The organism is Hoylesella enoeca JCM 12259, assembly GCF_000613405.1.
Classification (GTDB): domain Bacteria; phylum Bacteroidota; class Bacteroidia; order Bacteroidales; family Bacteroidaceae; genus Prevotella; species Prevotella enoeca.
Genome location: NZ_BAIX01000005.1, coordinates 46,036 through 63,473, shown reverse-complemented (window position 1 = coordinate 63,473; position 17,438 = coordinate 46,036). Strand labels below are relative to the sequence as shown.

Annotated in this window: 15 protein-coding genes, 1 tRNA gene and 2 pseudogenes; 2 read left to right on the top strand and 16 right to left on the bottom strand. The window is 48.0% G+C overall.

Features of this window, described 5'->3' with window-relative positions:
* Positions 1-69 precede the first annotated feature (69 nt).
* The 12 genes and pseudogenes from JCM12259_RS03030 to JCM12259_RS02980 form a co-directional block, all read right to left on the bottom strand.
* The gene (locus JCM12259_RS03030; protein WP_025065364.1) at positions 70-261 is read right to left on the bottom strand and encodes a hypothetical protein; all 192 of its coding nucleotides are present in this window, start codon (positions 259-261) and stop codon (positions 70-72) included.
* 530 nt (positions 262-791) lie between these two features.
* On the bottom strand, positions 792-2,093 hold the full coding sequence (gene tyrS, locus JCM12259_RS03025) for a tyrosine--tRNA ligase (RefSeq protein ID WP_025065363.1): 1,302 nt from the start codon (positions 2,091-2,093) through the stop codon (positions 792-794).
* Between the two features lie 60 nt (positions 2,094-2,153).
* Entirely contained in the window at positions 2,154-2,405 is a 252-nt protein-coding gene (yidD, locus tag JCM12259_RS16045; protein WP_081784148.1) for a membrane protein insertion efficiency factor YidD, read from the bottom strand.
* Positions 2,396-2,812 carry a ribonuclease P protein component gene (locus tag JCM12259_RS03020; protein WP_025065362.1) on the bottom strand — a complete coding sequence of 139 codons (417 nt, stop codon included), beginning with the start codon at positions 2,810-2,812 and terminating at the stop codon, positions 2,396-2,398. The genes yidD and JCM12259_RS03020 overlap by 10 nt, the downstream gene beginning before the upstream one ends.
* 12 nt (positions 2,813-2,824) lie before the next feature.
* On the bottom strand, positions 2,825-3,574 hold the full coding sequence (locus tag JCM12259_RS03015) for a uroporphyrinogen-III synthase (protein WP_025065361.1): 750 nt from the start codon (positions 3,572-3,574) through the stop codon (positions 2,825-2,827).
* A gap of 9 nt (positions 3,575-3,583) precedes the next feature.
* Positions 3,584-4,579 carry a DUF4271 domain-containing protein gene (locus JCM12259_RS03010; RefSeq protein WP_025065360.1) on the bottom strand — a complete coding sequence of 332 codons (996 nt, stop codon included), beginning with the start codon at positions 4,577-4,579 and terminating at the stop codon, positions 3,584-3,586.
* A 16-nt stretch (positions 4,580-4,595) separates the two neighbouring features.
* Positions 4,596-5,852, bottom strand: a complete 1,257-nt coding sequence (gene metK / locus JCM12259_RS03005) for a methionine adenosyltransferase (RefSeq protein ID WP_025065359.1) — start codon at positions 5,850-5,852, stop codon at positions 4,596-4,598.
* Between the two features lie 198 nt (positions 5,853-6,050).
* On the bottom strand, positions 6,051-7,244 hold the full coding sequence (locus tag JCM12259_RS03000; protein WP_025065358.1) for a glycosyltransferase family 4 protein: 1,194 nt from the start codon (positions 7,242-7,244) through the stop codon (positions 6,051-6,053).
* A 4-nt stretch (positions 7,245-7,248) separates the two neighbouring features.
* Positions 7,249-8,022 (bottom strand): lipopolysaccharide kinase InaA family protein, encoded by a 774-nt coding sequence (locus JCM12259_RS02995; RefSeq protein WP_025065357.1) that lies wholly within the window; start codon positions 8,020-8,022, stop codon positions 7,249-7,251.
* Positions 8,022-9,597, bottom strand: a pseudogene (locus tag JCM12259_RS13535) (S41 family peptidase). The gene JCM12259_RS02995 and the pseudogene JCM12259_RS13535 overlap by 1 nt, the downstream one beginning before the upstream one ends.
* Positions 9,598-9,602: 5 nt before the next feature.
* Positions 9,603-11,570, bottom strand: coding sequence for a DNA topoisomerase IV subunit B (locus JCM12259_RS02985; RefSeq protein WP_025065356.1), 1,968 nt, complete (start codon positions 11,568-11,570; stop codon positions 9,603-9,605).
* Positions 11,567-12,730 carry a hypothetical protein gene (locus tag JCM12259_RS02980; RefSeq protein WP_025065355.1) on the bottom strand — a complete coding sequence of 388 codons (1,164 nt, stop codon included), beginning with the start codon at positions 12,728-12,730 and terminating at the stop codon, positions 11,567-11,569. Before JCM12259_RS02980 ends, JCM12259_RS02985 begins: the two co-directional genes overlap by 4 nt.
* A gap of 452 nt (positions 12,731-13,182) precedes the next feature.
* Here JCM12259_RS02980 and JCM12259_RS02975 point away from each other — a divergent pair.
* Positions 13,183-13,256 (top strand) — tRNA-Ile (locus tag JCM12259_RS02975).
* A 102-nt stretch (positions 13,257-13,358) separates the two neighbouring features.
* Positions 13,359-13,562 carry a hypothetical protein gene (locus JCM12259_RS17720; RefSeq protein WP_374188298.1) on the top strand — a complete coding sequence of 68 codons (204 nt, stop codon included), beginning with the start codon at positions 13,359-13,361 and terminating at the stop codon, positions 13,560-13,562.
* Between the two features lie 139 nt (positions 13,563-13,701).
* Here JCM12259_RS17720 and JCM12259_RS02970 read toward each other — a convergent pair whose 3' ends face one another.
* The 4 genes and pseudogenes from JCM12259_RS02970 to JCM12259_RS13530 form a co-directional block, all read right to left on the bottom strand.
* Positions 13,702-14,202: a CYTH domain-containing protein gene (locus JCM12259_RS02970; protein ID WP_025065354.1), complete on the bottom strand. Its 501-nt coding sequence runs from the start codon at positions 14,200-14,202 to the stop codon at positions 13,702-13,704.
* Positions 14,202-14,339, bottom strand: coding sequence for a hypothetical protein (locus JCM12259_RS16890; RefSeq protein ID WP_021584048.1), 138 nt, complete (start codon positions 14,337-14,339; stop codon positions 14,202-14,204). Before JCM12259_RS16890 ends, JCM12259_RS02970 begins: the two co-directional genes overlap by 1 nt.
* Before the next feature lie 51 nt (positions 14,340-14,390).
* Entirely contained in the window at positions 14,391-15,512 is a 1,122-nt protein-coding gene (gene prfB, locus JCM12259_RS02960; protein ID WP_025065353.1) for a peptide chain release factor 2, read from the bottom strand.
* A gap of 6 nt (positions 15,513-15,518) precedes the next feature.
* Positions 15,519-17,359 (bottom strand): annotated as a pseudogene (locus tag JCM12259_RS13530) (AMP-dependent synthetase/ligase).
* Positions 17,360-17,438 lie beyond the last annotated feature (79 nt).

Sequence of the window (17,438 nt, the reverse complement as noted above, 5' to 3'; positions counted from 1 at the left end):
TTTAATTTTCCATTGACTTGCATCTAAGTTTTTTTCTCAATTGCTTTCGCCTGACTTTGTTTTCATCCTTTACGGTGCTTCGATGTCGTCGTCATCACCGCCATCGTCTGGATCCAAAGGGTTAATCGTTACATTGCCCGATCCTCCACCGCCGGGACGTACACGCGGACTGCCGGCCAGTAGGGCCTGCTCGTTGGCTAACACAATTACTTCGCACTGAGGTGTAAAGTAGCGTTCACTTTTTAGCTGATTCTTCTTCATAATTTTTCTGTTTTGATGAATAATTTGTCTTATTTTTTGCTTTTTGTCCGGTTGGAAAAAAGGCATAAAAAGAAGAACAAAGGGAACTCAGAGAAGCCCTTTGTTTATAGATGTTTAGCCGCCTCCTTACGCGCGCGCGTAAGCGAAGACTTAAAATGACGCTACGCCAGGTGCGATGTGTGTGTGTGTGTGTGTGTTAAGACTTTTTCCGAGATATGCAAATATAAAGCGTTAAAAGATGCAAGAGAAACGAAGCTCTTTTGCATCGCGCTACTGCTGTTTATATTTGCTTTTATTGTCATATCTGAATCGTCAATTCTGAATTAACGGTGGCAAAGGTAAGTAAATATTTTTAAACACCAAAGAAAAGCGTGAATAATATTTATCACTTAACTCGCAATCGACCAATAAATGAACCGCTTGTGGCACTTCGATTTGGAAAGTACAGAATGAAAAAAACGAGTAAACAAGTGGGCAAGAAGAGCCACTGGCAATTGCGACTGTTATCACTCGCCCACTTGTTTATCCGTTTACTTGTTTACTATCAACAGATTATAGTTCTTCTTTCCGCGCTGAACGAGCAGGTATTTACCATCGATCAAATCGTCGGAAGTGATGAGACGGTCGAACGATTCCAGCCTTTCCTTGTTGAGAGAAACGCCTCCGCCCTGTACCATTTTACGCATTTCGCCCTTGCTCGAGAAAACTTTTACATCGTCGCGGGTAAGGAGTTCGACAGCCGGTAAGCCCAGGTCGGTCTTGGCTAACGTGAAATGGGGCACACCTTCAAACACATCGAGCAGCGTTTGTTCGTCCAATCGCAGCAAACTCTCTTTCGTTGCTTTGCCGAAAAGAATATTCGAGGCTTCTATGGCGGTATCCAACGCTTCACGAGAATGTACCATCAGTGTGACTTCTTCGGCCAATCTGCGCTGTAAGATACGGCGACCGGGATCTTGTTTGTGTTCTTCTACGAGAGCGTCGACAGTCTCTTTATCCAGACTTGTGAATATTTTGATATAGCGTTCGGCATCTTCATCGCTCACGTTTAACCAGAATTGATAAAACGCATAAGGCGTTGTGCGTTTGGAATCAAGCCAGATATTGCCGCTCTCTGTCTTTCCAAACTTCTTTCCATCGGCCTTAGTGATAAGCGGACAAGTCAATGCAAAGGCCTCAGTTTCACCGCCCAGAGTACGTCGAATGAGCTCGGATCCAGTGGTCATATTACCCCATTGGTCATTACCTCCAAGTTGAAGCTTGCACCCTTTGGTCTTATATAGATGCAGAAAATCGTATCCCTGCAAGAGCTGATAAGTGAATTCAGTGAACGAAAGACCGTCTCGAGCTTCGCCGTTGAGCCGCTTTTGCACACTATCTTTAGCCATCATATAGTTTACGGTGATGTGTTTTCCCACCTCACGAGCGAAATCCAAGAAAGTGAAATCTTTCATCCAGTCGTAGTTATTGACCATTTCGGCGGCATTGGGAGCGGTTCCTTCAAAGTCGAGAAACTTGGCAACCTGCGCCTTAATGCACTCTTGGTTATGATAAAGCGTATCCGAATCCAAAAGGTTCCGCTCCTGACTCTTGCCCGAAGGGTCGCCAATCATCCCCGTGGCACCACCTACCAGGACGATAGGTTTGTGTCCGCAGCGCTGCAAGTGACGCAGCATCATAATGCCGCAAAGGTGTCCGATGTGCAGCGAATCAGCTGTCGGGTCAGTTCCTAAATATGCAGTTACCATCTCCTTTTGCAGGAGTTCTTCGGTACCCGGCATTATTTGCGCCAGCATACCACGCCATTTCAGTTCTTCAACAAAGTTTTTCATCATTGTATATTTATGTTTCTCCCCATTTTCAAAAGGCTGAAAGGAGGGGACATTAATATTTTATGGCACCGGATCATACCCGCTTCCGCCCCACGGATTACACCGTAATATTCGCCAAACGGCAAGTGCAAGGCCTTTGATGGGACCGTATTTGATCAGCGCTTGGCGCGCATATTCAGAGCAAGTAGGCGTAAATCGACACGAGGGTGGTGTGAAAGGAGAAATAAACTGCCGGTAAAACAGAATGGGAACAAGCAGCAACCGGGTCAGCACCCACAATATTCCACGCCACAGGGTAAGTATCACTCGCATAGCCGTTCACCAAGACGTGTCAAGAGATTGATCATCCGTTGCTCTACGAAAGCACTATCTTGCAGCTTTCCATCCATCCAAATAAACGCCATTGCAACAGCTTTGTCGGGTGTATCCAACAGCCGCGAGAGCACCAATTGTTTATTTTTCCGATAGGCTTCACGCACTTGTCGTTTCACACGATTGCGCTTCACGGCACGCTTAAAATACCTTTTCGGCACACTAACCATCATCTGTGCCTGTACGGGAGGCATCAACCCGACACTCGTATCACGCTCTATCAGCATATAAACAAGCCTCAACGGAAATGCCGATAACGACTTTCCTGCACCGCTGTTGAACAGAGTCTCTATGAGTTTCTTGCTGCATATCCGCTCCGTTTTTGCCAAACCGAACGCTCCGGACATTGTTCCCGTCCTTTATTTTTTGATCTTTTTGAGATAAGCTTTTAGTGCGCCAGTCATCGACGGATGCTCTTTGGTGGGCGCTTCAAGATCGAGTCGCAATCCTTCATCAGCTACAGTTTTAGCCGTTGCGGGGCCAAATGTAGCGATTTTCAGGTCTCCCTGTTCGAATGAAGGGAAGTTCTTGGTGAGTGCTTTTACGCCGGTGGGACTGAAAAAGATCAACATATCATAATCGAAATGCTTAATCTCGTCCTCCGTAAAGTCATTGCTCACGGTGCGATACATTACGCACTCGGTATGTTTCAGCTTCTTTTGGTCGAGCAAGTTCTTTACATCATCGTTGTGAACATCGCTCAACGGCACAAGATATTTCTCTGTTTTGTGCTTCGCCATCATAGGAACGAGATCGTCAATCTTACCTGTCGACCCGAAGAAAACCTTGCGTTTGCGATACTGAATATACTTTTGTATATAGAGAGCCACTGTTTCCGTGACACAGAAATACTTCATTTCCTCGGGAATTGTCACCCTAAGTTCTTTGGCGAGTGTGAAATAATGGTCGATGGCATGTCGTGAAGTGAATACCACTGCGGTGTGATCGAGCAGGTTAATCTTCTGTTGTCGGAACTCTTTCGCCGTTAATCCCTCGACCTTTATAAATGGGCGGAACACAAAATCCACACCAAACTCTCTTTCAATATCAAAGTATGGAGACTTTTCACTCGTCGGTTTAGGCTGTGAAACCAAGATCTTCTTTATCATTTTAATGGCCTAAATGTTTATCTTCAAATAACTCGTAGCTGTCGTTAAAACGCTCCACAGAGAGAACAATGGCAGCATTTCGAGCGCACAAAAGTACAAAAATATTTGCAGAAAACGGCCCTTCCGTCTGAAAAAGATGATATAGGATTTGTAAAAAGAGAGTAGTTTAAACAGAAGTATGATGCCGATGGCGTAGGCCACAACGCTGTCTAACGACGTGCTGAAGTAGACCTGCAACACAACTCCTGGATAAAGGAGCACACCCTCGGTAGAAGTGAGAAAAAGAAAGGCTTTCATCCACCAACCGTTTGAGCGTCGGTCAAAAAACACCCAGTTGGTTATTCCGTAGGCGATCACCTTTATCAAGAAATAGACGGCGATGATTCCGCCATAGATTCCGATGACTTGATAGGGTTCGACAGTGAATGTCGAGGCTACATGCGCGCGTATATAAAAGAAGTAAAGGAGCGAAAACAGCAGGCAGGTTTGCAAAACCAAGAGTATTTGAAACCGCAGTTCACTCGTCGTTTCACTGACAACCGTGGTGTGTTCGTTCGGTACATAGAAGAAGTTTTTGACTTGTCTGACGATGAATCTGCGTGAATGGGTCAAGGCTATCATCGTCAACATGAAACATCCCAAGATCAAAGACGTGAGCAAATCGTCGCCGGCAAGCGTGTAAGGAATGGGATCTCCTTCCACGCCTTGACGTCCGCCGGGCAATTCGGGATGAAAAAGCGAATCGCCGGAAAAGAATGATTCCTTATAATATTGAGGTAAATCGACATGACGAAAGCTCTTACCAACAGGTTGTCCGGGTAAATGCAACGTGTCGGGACAACTACTCCAATGGATCGGAGAAGCCTTGATGTGCTTTTGAATGGCCGAATCCTGCTGCGCGGGTGTGGCATCCCGGGGCAGCATTCTCAACACTTGTTGAGGCGTAAGCAGCCCTGAATGCCGCACTGTTGCAGGCATCGTGGATAACGAGTCGTCTTGAATCATCCGTCAATCGATCATTTTACAATCCGAATTCGCGTCTGATCTGCTCCACGCTGTCGAGTTTCTCCCAGGTGAAGAGTTCCACTTTCATGGTCTTTTTCTCATGATACCGACTCGTGAATGTTTTCTCCACAACCTCGTTTTTACGGCCCATGTGCCCATAAGCAGCAGTTTCGAAATAGATCGGTTGCCGCAAGTTGAATTTGCGTTCAATGGCTTTCGGTCGCAGATCAAACAGTTTTTCGATGCGCTGTGCTATTTCGCCGTCACTCAACCGGACGTTGCTCCGACCGTAAGTATTCACATATATACTCACCGGACGTGCCACACCGATGGCATAACTCAGCTGAACAAGCATCTCGTCGGCCACTCCTGCGGCCACCATATTCTTCGCAATGTAACGTGCCGCATAAGCTGCCGAACGGTCAACTTTGCTCGAATCTTTGCCAGAAAACGCACCGCCGCCGTGCGCTCCCTTACCACCGTAAGTGTCGACGATGATTTTCCGTCCTGTCAGACCGGTGTCTCCGTGCGGTCCGCCGATCACAAACTTACCTGTGGGATTGACCAAATATTTGATATTTTCATTGAAAAGAGCCAACACTTTGTCGCCGCATTGCGCCTTGACGCGTGGTATCAAGATGTTGATCACATCCTCCTTGATCTTTGAAAGCATACGTGCGTCGTCGCTGTCAAACTCATCGTGCTGCGTGCTTACTACAATGGTGTCGATCCGTTGAGGTATATTGTCGTCGCTATATTCCACCGTTACCTGACTCTTTGCATCCGGACGGAGATACGTCATTTGCTTTCCCTCCTTGCGAATGTCGGCCAATGTGCGCATGATCAAGTGCGACAGATCCAGCGAAACAGGTATGAAATTCTCCGTTTCATGGGTCGCATAGCCGAACATCATACCCTGATCACCGGCTCCTTGATCGTCGGTCGTACCGTTGTCTACGCCCCGATTGATATCGTCACTCTGTTCGTGGATGGCCGTCAGCACGCCGCACGAATCACCGTCAAACTGATATTCCGACTTGGTGTAGCCGATTTTCTTGATCGTTTCGCGTGCGATGGTCTGCAAATCAATATAAGCCTGAGAGCGCACTTCGCCCATAATGACCACCTGTCCGGTGGTGACGAATGTTTCGATAGCGCACCGTGCCTGGTCGTCATAGGCCAAAAACTGATCCAATAGTGCGTCGGATATTTGATCGGACACCTTATCGGGATGTCCTTCCGAAACTGATTCGGATGTGAATAGATATGCCATAATCTTTTAATGTAGCTGTTGTTAAGTCGCACAAAGATACGGCAAATATCGGGAATGGACAAAATTTGAAACTAAATTCGGATAGAGAGTGGACCGTTTTAACCGTTAGTTGCATTCCAACTCACCATTAATCATCGTGCAATTAAGCATTGATTGCACGATGATTAATGGTGAGTTTTATTGAGATGAACGGTGATGTTACAACCGCTTATACACTTCGAGCATCTGCTGAGCTATATCCCCATTCTCAAAACGACGGATATAGGCACGAGAGTCAGCTATGCGTTGCGAACGACCGGATGCCCCGATGAGCGACTGTTGCAGGGCTTCAGCCATTCCACGAACATCATCTGGAGCTACGTATAAGCTCGAAGGGCCACCCGCTTCTTCAAGACACGAACCCGTGCAGGCAACCACAGGCAGGCTACTCTGTATGGCTTCGATGACCGGAATGCCGAACCCCTCGTAGCGGGAGGGATAAACAAAACATTCGGCTTGCTGATAAACGGCCAACAAATCGTCGTTGGAAATACCGCGAAGGAAGTGGATACGCGCCGCAAGATCGTGCTCGCGGGCATAGCGAAGGATGCGTTCGGCATAGTCAGTAGGTCGTCCTACAACAACAAGATGCACCTCGCGGGGAAGCTGTGACAATGCTTTGACAGCCAAAAGTACGTTTTTACGTGCCTCGATGGTACCGACATTGAGGATGTAACGCTGCGGAAGATGTAACCGGCGGGCTGCTTCGGCGCACGCATCATCAGTCAACCGCTGCGTGAAAAGTGTGTCACAACTTTGATAAACGATATCGATACGGTCTTCGGAAACACCTCCATAGTGCATCACATCACGTTTGGTGCACTCACTAATAGCAATAATCCGCTCCGCTTCACGGCAAGTGAGCCGGAATTTCAGTGCATAGATCTGCGCGTCCCACCAATGGTAATACTCCGGATGACGCATAAAGATAAGATCGTGAACGGTAACGACGGAATGAATCGGCGTCTTTCGGATGCCGACGGGCAGTTCGCCGGAGAGTCCGTGATAGATATTCACGTTGTCTTTGACTAAATCTTGGATAATGCCTCGCGTTCGCCAATAATCCTTGTAGAGACGAAACTGCGGGCCACGGGGATAAATCAAATGCACATTTTCACGTAAAGCGACCTGCGAACGCAGGCTATCGCGACCGCCGTCGGGGGCATAGAGCAAGAGATCGAGGTCGGAACGGACGGCCGAAAGCGAGTTGATCAACGTACGACCGTAGTTTCCCAAGCCTGTTCCATTGGCCACAATGCGTTTCGCATCATAGCCAATGCGCAATCGGTCTGCATCTTTTGGTATGCAGGAACAGGGCTCGTTCTGCGGTATTTCGTATTGATTCTTGCCCATTTCGTTATAAATCCAATTGAAAAGAGATGTCGTGTCGGCGGCCGTATCGCTTCCAAAAGCGGGCCCGTTGGGCTAAAGCAAACTGTTTGGAAACCGCCGGATCGAAGCCGCGAAGCACTGCATAACGGTGCACAATAGCCGTAAAGAAGTGCTTGGGACCCCATAGCCGGCGTAGATTTCGCAATCCGTCGTGCATAGAAACGGGGCCGATTCGCATTCGGTTGATATCTATCACCGAGAAAGAATAGCCTTCGACAGTGGGGCTCCAAAGGATATTTCCGGGCGAATAATCCAAATGCAGGAAGCCCGCTTCGTGCATTCGGGCGGTAAAATCGGCCAAACCCGCAGCAATTCCAGCATAATCGTGCTCACCGGTTTCAACCATTTCGTAAAGCATTCGACGCCCCGTGAGATGAGGAGTAACAAGATACGAATAGCCCAAAAGCCCCCAAGCATTCCGTTCCTCGAAATAAGCGAGACCTGCGGGGGTATCTATTCCCGCCGCCAAAAGCATTGCAGCATACTCGAAAGCACGTTTTCCCTTTGGCTTACGGATACCCCACGAATAGATCAGTCGGTTGAGATGGGTGGGCACGTGATAACGTTTCACATTCAGAAGAACGCCGTTCGGAGCATTGAACACTTTGATTCGGTTGCGCGAATCATAGACCATTTCGCCCTCGGAATCGAAGATTCGGGGGATCGATGCAATGTAATCGGTCAGCGCTTTACCGCCGCCCAAGGTGCGAATAGCTTCAGAAGAGAGCGTTATACGCATTAATGCGACAATACTTCGAGCGCCTTTCGCACTACGTGATTTGTCTCGTTCATAATCTGGAAGTATTCATCCATATCCCAAAGATCACGAGCGACGAGGGCTTTGAGCTGTATTCGGAGCAAGGGAAGCGTGCGTTTGAGTTCTGCTTGGTCCTTCGGCTTGATCTGTTGAGCCTCACCCTCTTTCAGAATAGCATCAATCTGCGACTGTGGAACAGTGAAACGGGTATTGAAATCATCGAAAGTCTTGTAGCGACTCTTCAACGTTTTACGATTGTTATCAACGTAACGGAGATTGGCATTAATGATGATGCTCTTAGCATTGAGCATCCGATGAAACCGTGTAAACTGCAACGTGTCGAGCGGAACGAAGTAATCAGGCATTATTCCACCGCTCCATAGACCGTGCGATGCTGTCGGAGAGTTTGGTATTTGAGTGAATCGGCAAAGTGAATGCTATCTGCACTGTACAGTTCTCCGCGTTTATAGCGGTTGTCGAGTTCACGTTCGTAGCTTTCAATATCCCCTTTTTGATAAGGCTTCTGAATGCAGCGACCCGACGGTGTGTAGTAATGCGCAATGGTAAGACGTATCATCGAACCGTCGCGGAACGGTATCGGACGCTGCACGAGGCCCTTACCAAAAGTGCGACGCCCCACAACCGAGCCGCGATCTTGGTCTTGAATGGCACCCGTTACAATCTCTGCGGCCGAAGCGGAGAACTCATTTACAAGGACTACTACTTTGCCATCGAGAAGCCGCCCGTTGCCGTTGGCACGGAATTCATCACGCTTCGAAGCTCTACCTTGCGTGTAAACCACAAGATCGTTGCGCTTCAAAAACTCGTTGGCAACACCTACTGCAGCCATCAAATAGCCTCCGCCGTTGTCCTGTAAGTCGAGAACGAGGTCTTGCATACCCTGCTTCTTTAAGCGAGCGACACCTTCCATAAACTCTTGATACGTGGTAGCACCAAAGCTTCCGATACGAATATACCTACATTAGGCCTGATCATATAGACAGCATCAATGGTTTTGACGGGTATTTTGTCGCGAGTGACAATGAAAACGAGCTTTCCGGGAATACCGCGACGCACAATTCCGAGCCTGACTTGCGTGCCTTTCGGTCCTCGAAGACGGCGTACAACCTCATTACGGTCCATCTTTACGCCTGCGATTGCAGTGTCGTTAACCGACACAATACGGTCGCCGGGCAATATTCCGACCTTTTCCGAAGGTCCGTTCGTAATGGTTTGTATCACGAGCAACGTGTCTTGAACGATATTAAACTGCACGCCGATGCCTTCGAAAGAGCCTTCGAGAGGCTCGGTAAGGGCTTTTGTTTCCTTAGCAGTAGTGTAAGTGGAATGCGGATCGAGCTTTTCGAGCATTCCGCGAATGCCGTCTTCCACGAGCTTCGACTCATTAACAGAGTCTACATAGTTGTTTTTGATCATCGCTTCAGCTATTTGCAGCTTGATCAGCGGCGTCTCGTCGCTTTGTCTTTGATACTGTTGTGCCGAAACGGAAACAACCGCAAAGGCGAAGAACAGCGTAAGAATGTGTTGTTTTTTCATATTGTTTATTTGTCGGTGAGGTCGCCTTCCACCACTAAATTATCGATAATGAAGTTCTGTCTTTCCATTGTATTCTTACCCATATAGTACTCTAAGAGTTTCTGAACCTGGTCGGTCTTATGCAGCGTGACCTGCTCCAAGCGCATATCCGAGCCTATAAAGTGGGCAAACTCATCAGGACTGATCTCTCCGAGACCTTTAAATCGCGTGATTTCAGGGTCGGGTCCGAGACTGCTTACGGCCTTCCGGCGCTCCTCTTCACTGTAACAATAAAGCGTAATAAAGTCGCTTCGACGTTCGCCTTTCCGCAATTTGGCATCCGCTTCGGCAACAGTCTGCTTGTCTTTCACCTTCGTTCGCCGATTGCGAACACGAAAGAGTGGGGTCTGAAGCACGTAAACGTGTCCTTTTTTAATAAGCTCCGGGAAAAACTGTAAGAAGAAAGTGATGATTAAAAGACGGATATGCATACCGTCGACATCGGCATCCGTGGCCACGATCACCTTATTATAACGTAGCGAGTCGAGCCCTTCTTCGATGTCGAGAGCGGCTTGTAGGAGATTGAATTCCTCATTTTCGTAGACCACTTTCTTAGTCAATCCAAAAGAATTAAGCGGTTTTCCACGCAATGAAAACACGGCTTGGGTATTCACATCACGACTTTTGGTAATGCTTCCGCTGGCCGAATCGCCCTCGGTTATAAAGATAGCGCTCTCTTCTTTGCGGTCGTTTTTGACATCGGAGAAATGAATTCGGCAATCACGGAGCTTCCTATTGTGTAGGTTTGCTTTCTTAGCGCGCTCCCGGGCGAGCTTCGTCACACCCGCCATAGCCTTTCGTTCGCGTTCACTTTCAGTGATCTTGTTGAGCATTACCTCGGCAATCTCGGGGTGAATATGTAGGAAATTGTCGACATTAAGCTTAATAAAATCGCCCACATACTTGCTAATGCTCTCGCCGCCGGGACCCATCGTGAGCGAGCCTAACTTGATTTTGGTCTGGCTTTCAAACATAGGCTCTTCCACATCGACAGCTATTGCGGCTACGATTCCGTTGCGAATGTCGCCAAACTCATAATTCTTGCCCGAGAACTCTTTAATAGTACGAGCTATGTGTTCCTTAAACGCACTTTGGTGGGTACCTCCTTGCGTGGTATGTTGACCATTGACGAAAGAGTGATACTCCTCTCCGTATTGGTTAGTATGCGTGAATGCGATCTCGATATTCTCACCTTTAAGATGGATAATGGGGTAAAGCCCATCGTTGGTCATCGTATCGTTGAGGAGATCTTCAAGTCCGTTGCGGCTCACGATGCGCCTTCCGTTATACATAATGATGAGACCCGCATTAAGATAGGTATAGTTTCGGAGCATCGTTTCAACGATATCGTCGTGAAACTCATAGTTAACGAAAAGCGAATTATCCGGTTCAAAGAAGACGAACGTACCGTTTTCGTCTTGTGTCGGCTGCGTTTCATCTCCCGTCAGATTACCTTTCTCGAAGCGAACGGCCCGCACCTTACCGTCGCGAAACGACTTTACTTCAAAGTGAGAACTCAATGCATTAACGGCTTTGAGACCTACTCCGTTCAAGCCTACGCTCTTTTTAAATGCCTTGGAATCATATTTTCCACCCGTGTTGAGCATACTCACGGCCTCGACTAACGGTCCTTGGGGAATGCCTCGACCGTAATCGCGCACGCTGACACGCAGATTCTCATCGATATCTACCTCAATCCGTCGGCCAGCATTCATCCGAAACTCATCGATGGAGTTATCGATCACCTCCTTGAGCAGCACATAAATACCGTCTTCGGGCATCGAACCATCGCCCAACCTACCGATATACATTCCCGGCCGAGTGCGCACGTGCTCCATATCCGACAGATGACGGATATTGGCATCGGTGTAAGAAGCGGTTTCTTTTGCCGCTGTCGAGGAACCCGAAAGTGTTTCTTCTATATCTTCCCTCATTCTATTTCACCTTTCTTCAACGGCTTTCTGTAACACGCTCTGCGCTTATGCTGCACGGGTTCCAATGCTCCCCACTGACTCTGAACCGTGAAATTGGTCTCCATTTCCACCTGCGTCTCACCCCATTCAAAGCCATAAGCCTGGTAATAAGGAATAAGATCGGCTAAAATCAAAGCATTGACGCCCTTCGGACGATACTCCGGAAGCACGCCAATGAGCAACAAATCGACCACCTTAGTCTTGTGAAACTTGATGGCACGAAGCACATGCCACCAACCGAAAGGCCACAACCTACCGCGCCGGCACTTCTGTAACGCACGCGTAAGTGACGGTATCGAAATGCCTACTCCTACCAATTTATTGCCCGCACTGCGATCTTCTACCAATGTAATGAGGTTAAGATCAGCCAGCGGGAAATACATATTGATGTATTGTTTAATCTGTCTTTCAGAGAGTTGAGAATATCCATAGAGGTCTTTATACGTCTCGTTAATGATCTCGAAAATCTTAAATCCATAGCCTTCTTCAAAGATTTCTTTCTTCGTCAGCTTCTTTACGCACAAGCCGTAACGCTCACCTACAATTTCGGCAATCTTGGCATACTTCTCGGGAATCTCTTTCGGAACATACAATTTGTTTTCAACATAATTCGTATCAACAACGAAACCGCCTGCATTCTCAATATGGCGGGGATAATAGTCATAGTTATAGATCGTGGGCATCGTACCCAATTGGTCGAAGCCAAACGTGAGCATACCCTCCGGATCCATATCGGTGAAGCCCAGCGGACCCACGATTTCATCCATCCCGTGCTGCAAACCATAGTCTTCCACGGCTTTGAGCAAGGCGCGAGAAACCGCCTCCTCGTCAATGAAATCTATCCATCCGAACCGTACAGAATTGCGTTTCCATTTCTCATTGGCCCTGTGATTGATGATCGCTGCTATCCTTCCTACCAATCGGTTGCCCTTATAGGCCAGGAAATATTCGCTTTCACAGAAATCGAAAGCCGCATTCTTGTCCCGCCGTAAAGTGTTCATCTCTTCGCTGAAAAGGTTAGGTGCGTCATACGGATTACCTTTATACAAGTCGTAATGAAAGTCAATGAAAGTGCCTAAGTCCTTTTTTGTCTTTACTGTTTTTATCGTTATTGATGACATTATAATCGTTCGATTAATGCTTTAAACGTGCAAATATACTTCAATTCGTGCAGATTACAAAATAAAACGTCGTGAATCGCATAAAACGCCATTATAAGCACTCGATTCGGACAACACCTGTTGTCTCACCTTTCGCGCTCACCTCTCCTGCCCTCTCCGGTTTATCAGACAATGCAAGTCCACCAGTCCTTCACTCAACAATATCTTCCTGAAAATCAACAAAATAAACATCATGATGCAACTCACTGTTAGTCAACGCGCAACTAAGCATTCAGCGCAGCGCAACTAACAATGAGTAACAGCGCCATTAAGCATCAATCGTAAATCGGTCAAAACCCAGCCTGCTCGCTTACTTATACAAACAACTCGGGAAAAAAGTACAAAATATTTGCATATTTGCACGAAATGGCGTATCTTTGCACGTGGAAACTTATCTCGTTAAAGTATAAGTTGGGCTTTTAGCTCAGTTGGTTAGAGCAACAGACTCATAATCTGGAGGTCCTAGGTTCAAGCCCTAGATGGCCCACATTGTATAGAGCACCATTTGTAGAAAGCATTTGGTGCTTTTCTTTTGGTATAATATTGGTATATATTCTGATTTATTTGGTAAAACGAGACGTGATAATCAATGATACGATTTTTAAGAAAATATCCTTTATCTTGTGTGTGCATCGGGCTGATTTGGGTGTTGTGCTTTTGCACACCGCCGCATACCCCACTCGACAGTGTACAGTTTATGGACAAATGGGTGCACACGATCATGTACTTAGGAACGTGTCTGGTGATATGGATCGAGTATCTTCGAGTGCACCGAACGGTAGAATGGAAGTGATTGCTGACGCTGAGCTGGGTAGCGCTCATCGCAATGAGCGGTCTTATCGAACTGTTGCAGGCTTACTGTACGGGCGGGCGGCGCAGCGGCGATTGGCTGGATTTTGCGGCCAACTCGATAGGAGCCACGTTGGCACTGCTTATCGGCTGTCTGTTGGCAAGATGTCGCCCCAGACAGAGAAGGGGTAAACAAGGAGGTGAGAGTTGTAGAAACGGCTGTCGCCCGTGACTTCATCGCCGATGAAATCGGGTTTTTCAAAGGGTTCGGTTTCACTTTTCAGTTCCACCTCTGCAATGATCAAGCCCTCGTTCAGACCGTAAAACTCATCAATTTCAAAGGTATGCCGACCGCTTTCCACTAAATAACGGCGTTTGTCAATGTAACCGCCCTTACAGAGTTTAAACAGGTTTTCGGCCTCGTCGGGCGTGATTTCCTTTTCAAATTCATAGCGTGTCATTCCGCCGTTTACAGAGCGACTCTTGATGGTAAGATAGGCTTTGTCGTCGCGCATACGCACCCTGACGGTGGCACCGTCGGCAGGAATATAGCCCTGTCGTATGCGTACACTTGAAAAGGCGGCCCGTTTGAACGCGTCGCCTTTCCTCACCAAGAATTTTCTTTCAATCTCCAAGCCGCTCATTATGCCATCATCGAATAAATCAGGAACACGACGGCGAGGGCTATCAATATGCCAAGAACCCAGCCGAAGACTTTCTTTCCCTGTTGCTCTTGCTTAGCCTCGCGCGCTGCGCGGTGTCGTTTACTTCTTTCACTCATAGTTTTTCGTTATTTTAGGTTTATTGTTTCAAAAGATTATGTATTCTCTTTTCACTCCTCTTCCGTCACCGGAAACTCCATTAGATAAGCTTTGATAAAGCCGTCGATTTTGCCATCCATCACACCGTCGACATCGGCTGTCTGGTAGTTTGTACGATGATCTTTCACCCGACGGTCGTCGAAGACGTAGCTACGAATCTGACTTCCCCACTCGATTTTCTTCTTTCCGGCCTCGATTTTGGCCTGTGCTTCGAGGCGTTTTTTCATTGCCCGGTCGTAGAGTTGCGATTTGAGCAGACGCATTGCATTGTTTCGGTTTTCCAATTGCTTGCGACTCTCGGTGTTTTCGATAAGGATTTCCTCTTCCTCTCCCGTGTCGGGATCCGTGTATTGATAGCGCAGACGCACACCGGTCTCTACTTTATTGACGTTCTGTCCGCCCGCTCCGCCACTCCGGAAGAGGTCCCAGCTCACCTTCGAGGGATCTACATACACCTCGATGGTATCGTCGACAAGAGGCGAAACGAAGACACTTGCAAAGCTCGTCATACGCTTTCCCTGAGCGTTGAACGGCGACACACGCACGAGTCGATGCACGCCGTTTTCGCTTTTGAGGTAGCCGTAGGCATATTCGCCGCCTTCTATCTCCATCGTCACGCTCTTGATGCCGGCCTCATCACCCTCTTGCAGGTTGCTGATCGTTACCCGATGGCCGTGGCTTTCAGCCCATCGCATGTACATTCGCATCAACATCTGTGCCCAGTCTTGGCTTTCCGTGCCTCCGGCGCCGCTGTTGATCTTCAAGACACAGTCCATCGGGTCTTCCTTTTGGCGCAGCATATTCATCAGTTCAAGGTTTTCGATGGCAGCAACAGCCTTTCGATAGTCGGCATCCACCTCTTCTTCGGTTACCATTTCGTCGTGATAGAAGTCGAAAGCCAGTTGCAGCTCATCGGTATATTGGCGCACTTCGCGATAGCCGTCGAGCCATTTCTCGATGCCCTTTACCTTCTTCATCTGCTCCTGTGCACGTGCGGGGTCGTCCCAGAAGTCAGGAGCCTGCGTGCGAAGTTGCTCTTCTTCAAACTCTACTTTCTTCCGGTCGATATTGAGATAACGGTTAAGTGCATCGGCCCTTGCCGTTACGTCTTTGAGTTGTTCTGCTGTAATCATCTTGAATCAGTTACTGGCGATATCGCGCTGCGTGTCCGGTTGCTCCTCATACATCTTATCGATAAGCTCTTTATAATTCTTATATATAATAGCTCGGCGCAGTTTCAGCGTGTTGGTAAGCTCTCCGCTCTCGAGCGAGAAGTGGTGAGGCAGCAGCGTGATGTATTTTATTTTCTCGTAATTGGCCAGCGGTTGTTGCAGCGTGTCGATACGTTCTTTCAGCATATCGCGCACTTTGCTACTGGCACAGAGGTCTTCCCTGCTGGTAAACGGTATGTCGTGGTCGCGGGCCCACTCCTCAATCAGCCTGAATTCGGGCACGATCAAGGCCGATACAAACTTATATCGGTCGGCAACTACAGCTACCTGATCGATGTATTTATCTACCAGCATCATCGTTTCGATCATCTGCGGGGCGATGTATTTGCCGTTGCTGGTCTTGAAAAGGTCCTTGATGCGGTCGGTAAGATAGAGCTCTCCGTTTTTCAGATACCCCGCATCGCCGGTTCGGAAGAAGCCGTCGGCATCGAAAATCGTGGCATTAAACGCCTCGCGCTTGTAATAACCGCGGGTGATTGTGGGACCTTTGAGCAGGATTTCGTTGTTTTCTCCAATCTTAATCTGAATGCCTTCAATGGGCCTTCCCACCGATCCGATGGTGTAAGGCGCATTCTTATGGTCGCACGAAACAGTGGCTAAGCTCTCCGTCAGACCGTAACCAACGAGCATCGGAATGCCGATGGCGTGGACGAACTCCTCGACTTCGGGCGACACCGTGGCGCCTGCCGTGGGAAAAATATTGGGGTTTTCCAATCCCAACTGCTTGCGGACGAGACTCAACACCGTCTTGTTATACATCCTATATTCCAATTGCAAAGCGAGCGGGGGCCGCTTGCCACGACTCAGATATTCAACGTTGTACCGCCGTCCCACGGCCAACGCCCGCAGAAACAGCTTACGCTGGAAACTTCCGGCATTATCGATCCGATCCTTGACACCCATATACACCTTCTCCCAAAACCGTGGGACAGATGACATACAGGTGGGATGTGTCTCGCGCATTGACTGCTGAATCTCTTTGGGATAGGTGTTGACGATCAGTTCTGCACCCACACTCAAACATAGATAAGTCCACGCCCGCTCAAAGATATGCGTGAAAGGAAGGAAATTGATCACACGATCTTTCTCGCCAATAGGCACACATCGAGCATTAGCTTCAAGTCCGGCGGCATACTGCCCATAGCTGAGCATCACGCCCTTGCTATCTCCCGTTGTGCCGCTCGTATAAAGAATGTTGCACAGATCGTCGTCCGAAGCCTCCTTCCAGCGCTGCTCCAGCTCGGTCTGTCGCGGCAGATTCTCACCCAAAGCGAGGAAATCCGAGAAGTAAAGAGCATTGGGATCGTGGGTGCTGATGCGCACACTGTCGTCGAAAATGATGATTCTCTCAAGCGTGGGGCACAATGCAAAGATGCGGTGAGCCTTGTCATACTGCTCTTGTTCGCCCACAAAGAGGAAGCGAACAGCGGCATCGTTGATCACGTATTGAATCTGTTGCTCGCTGCTCGTGGCGTAAAACGGAATCGTGACAGCCTCACACCATAAGCACCGAAATCGGTATAAAGATAATGGATGCAGTTTTGCGAGAACACGGCAATGTTTTCCTGCGGTTTAATTCCAAGATTGAGCATCGCATTACTCACCTGTTTCACGCGCAGAGAGAACTGGTTCCACGTCACGGTTTTCCATTTCAGACTACCGAAATTACGGAAAGTGATGACGGGTTTCGTGCCGTATTTCTTTGCCTGTTCATGTATAAGCACGGATAGATGACATCTGTTCTGCATACGTTTCGCATCTTTGGATTGTTACGGCAAAGGTAATACAATTTACAAAAAAGTGCAACCTTTTGCCGTATTTTAACGC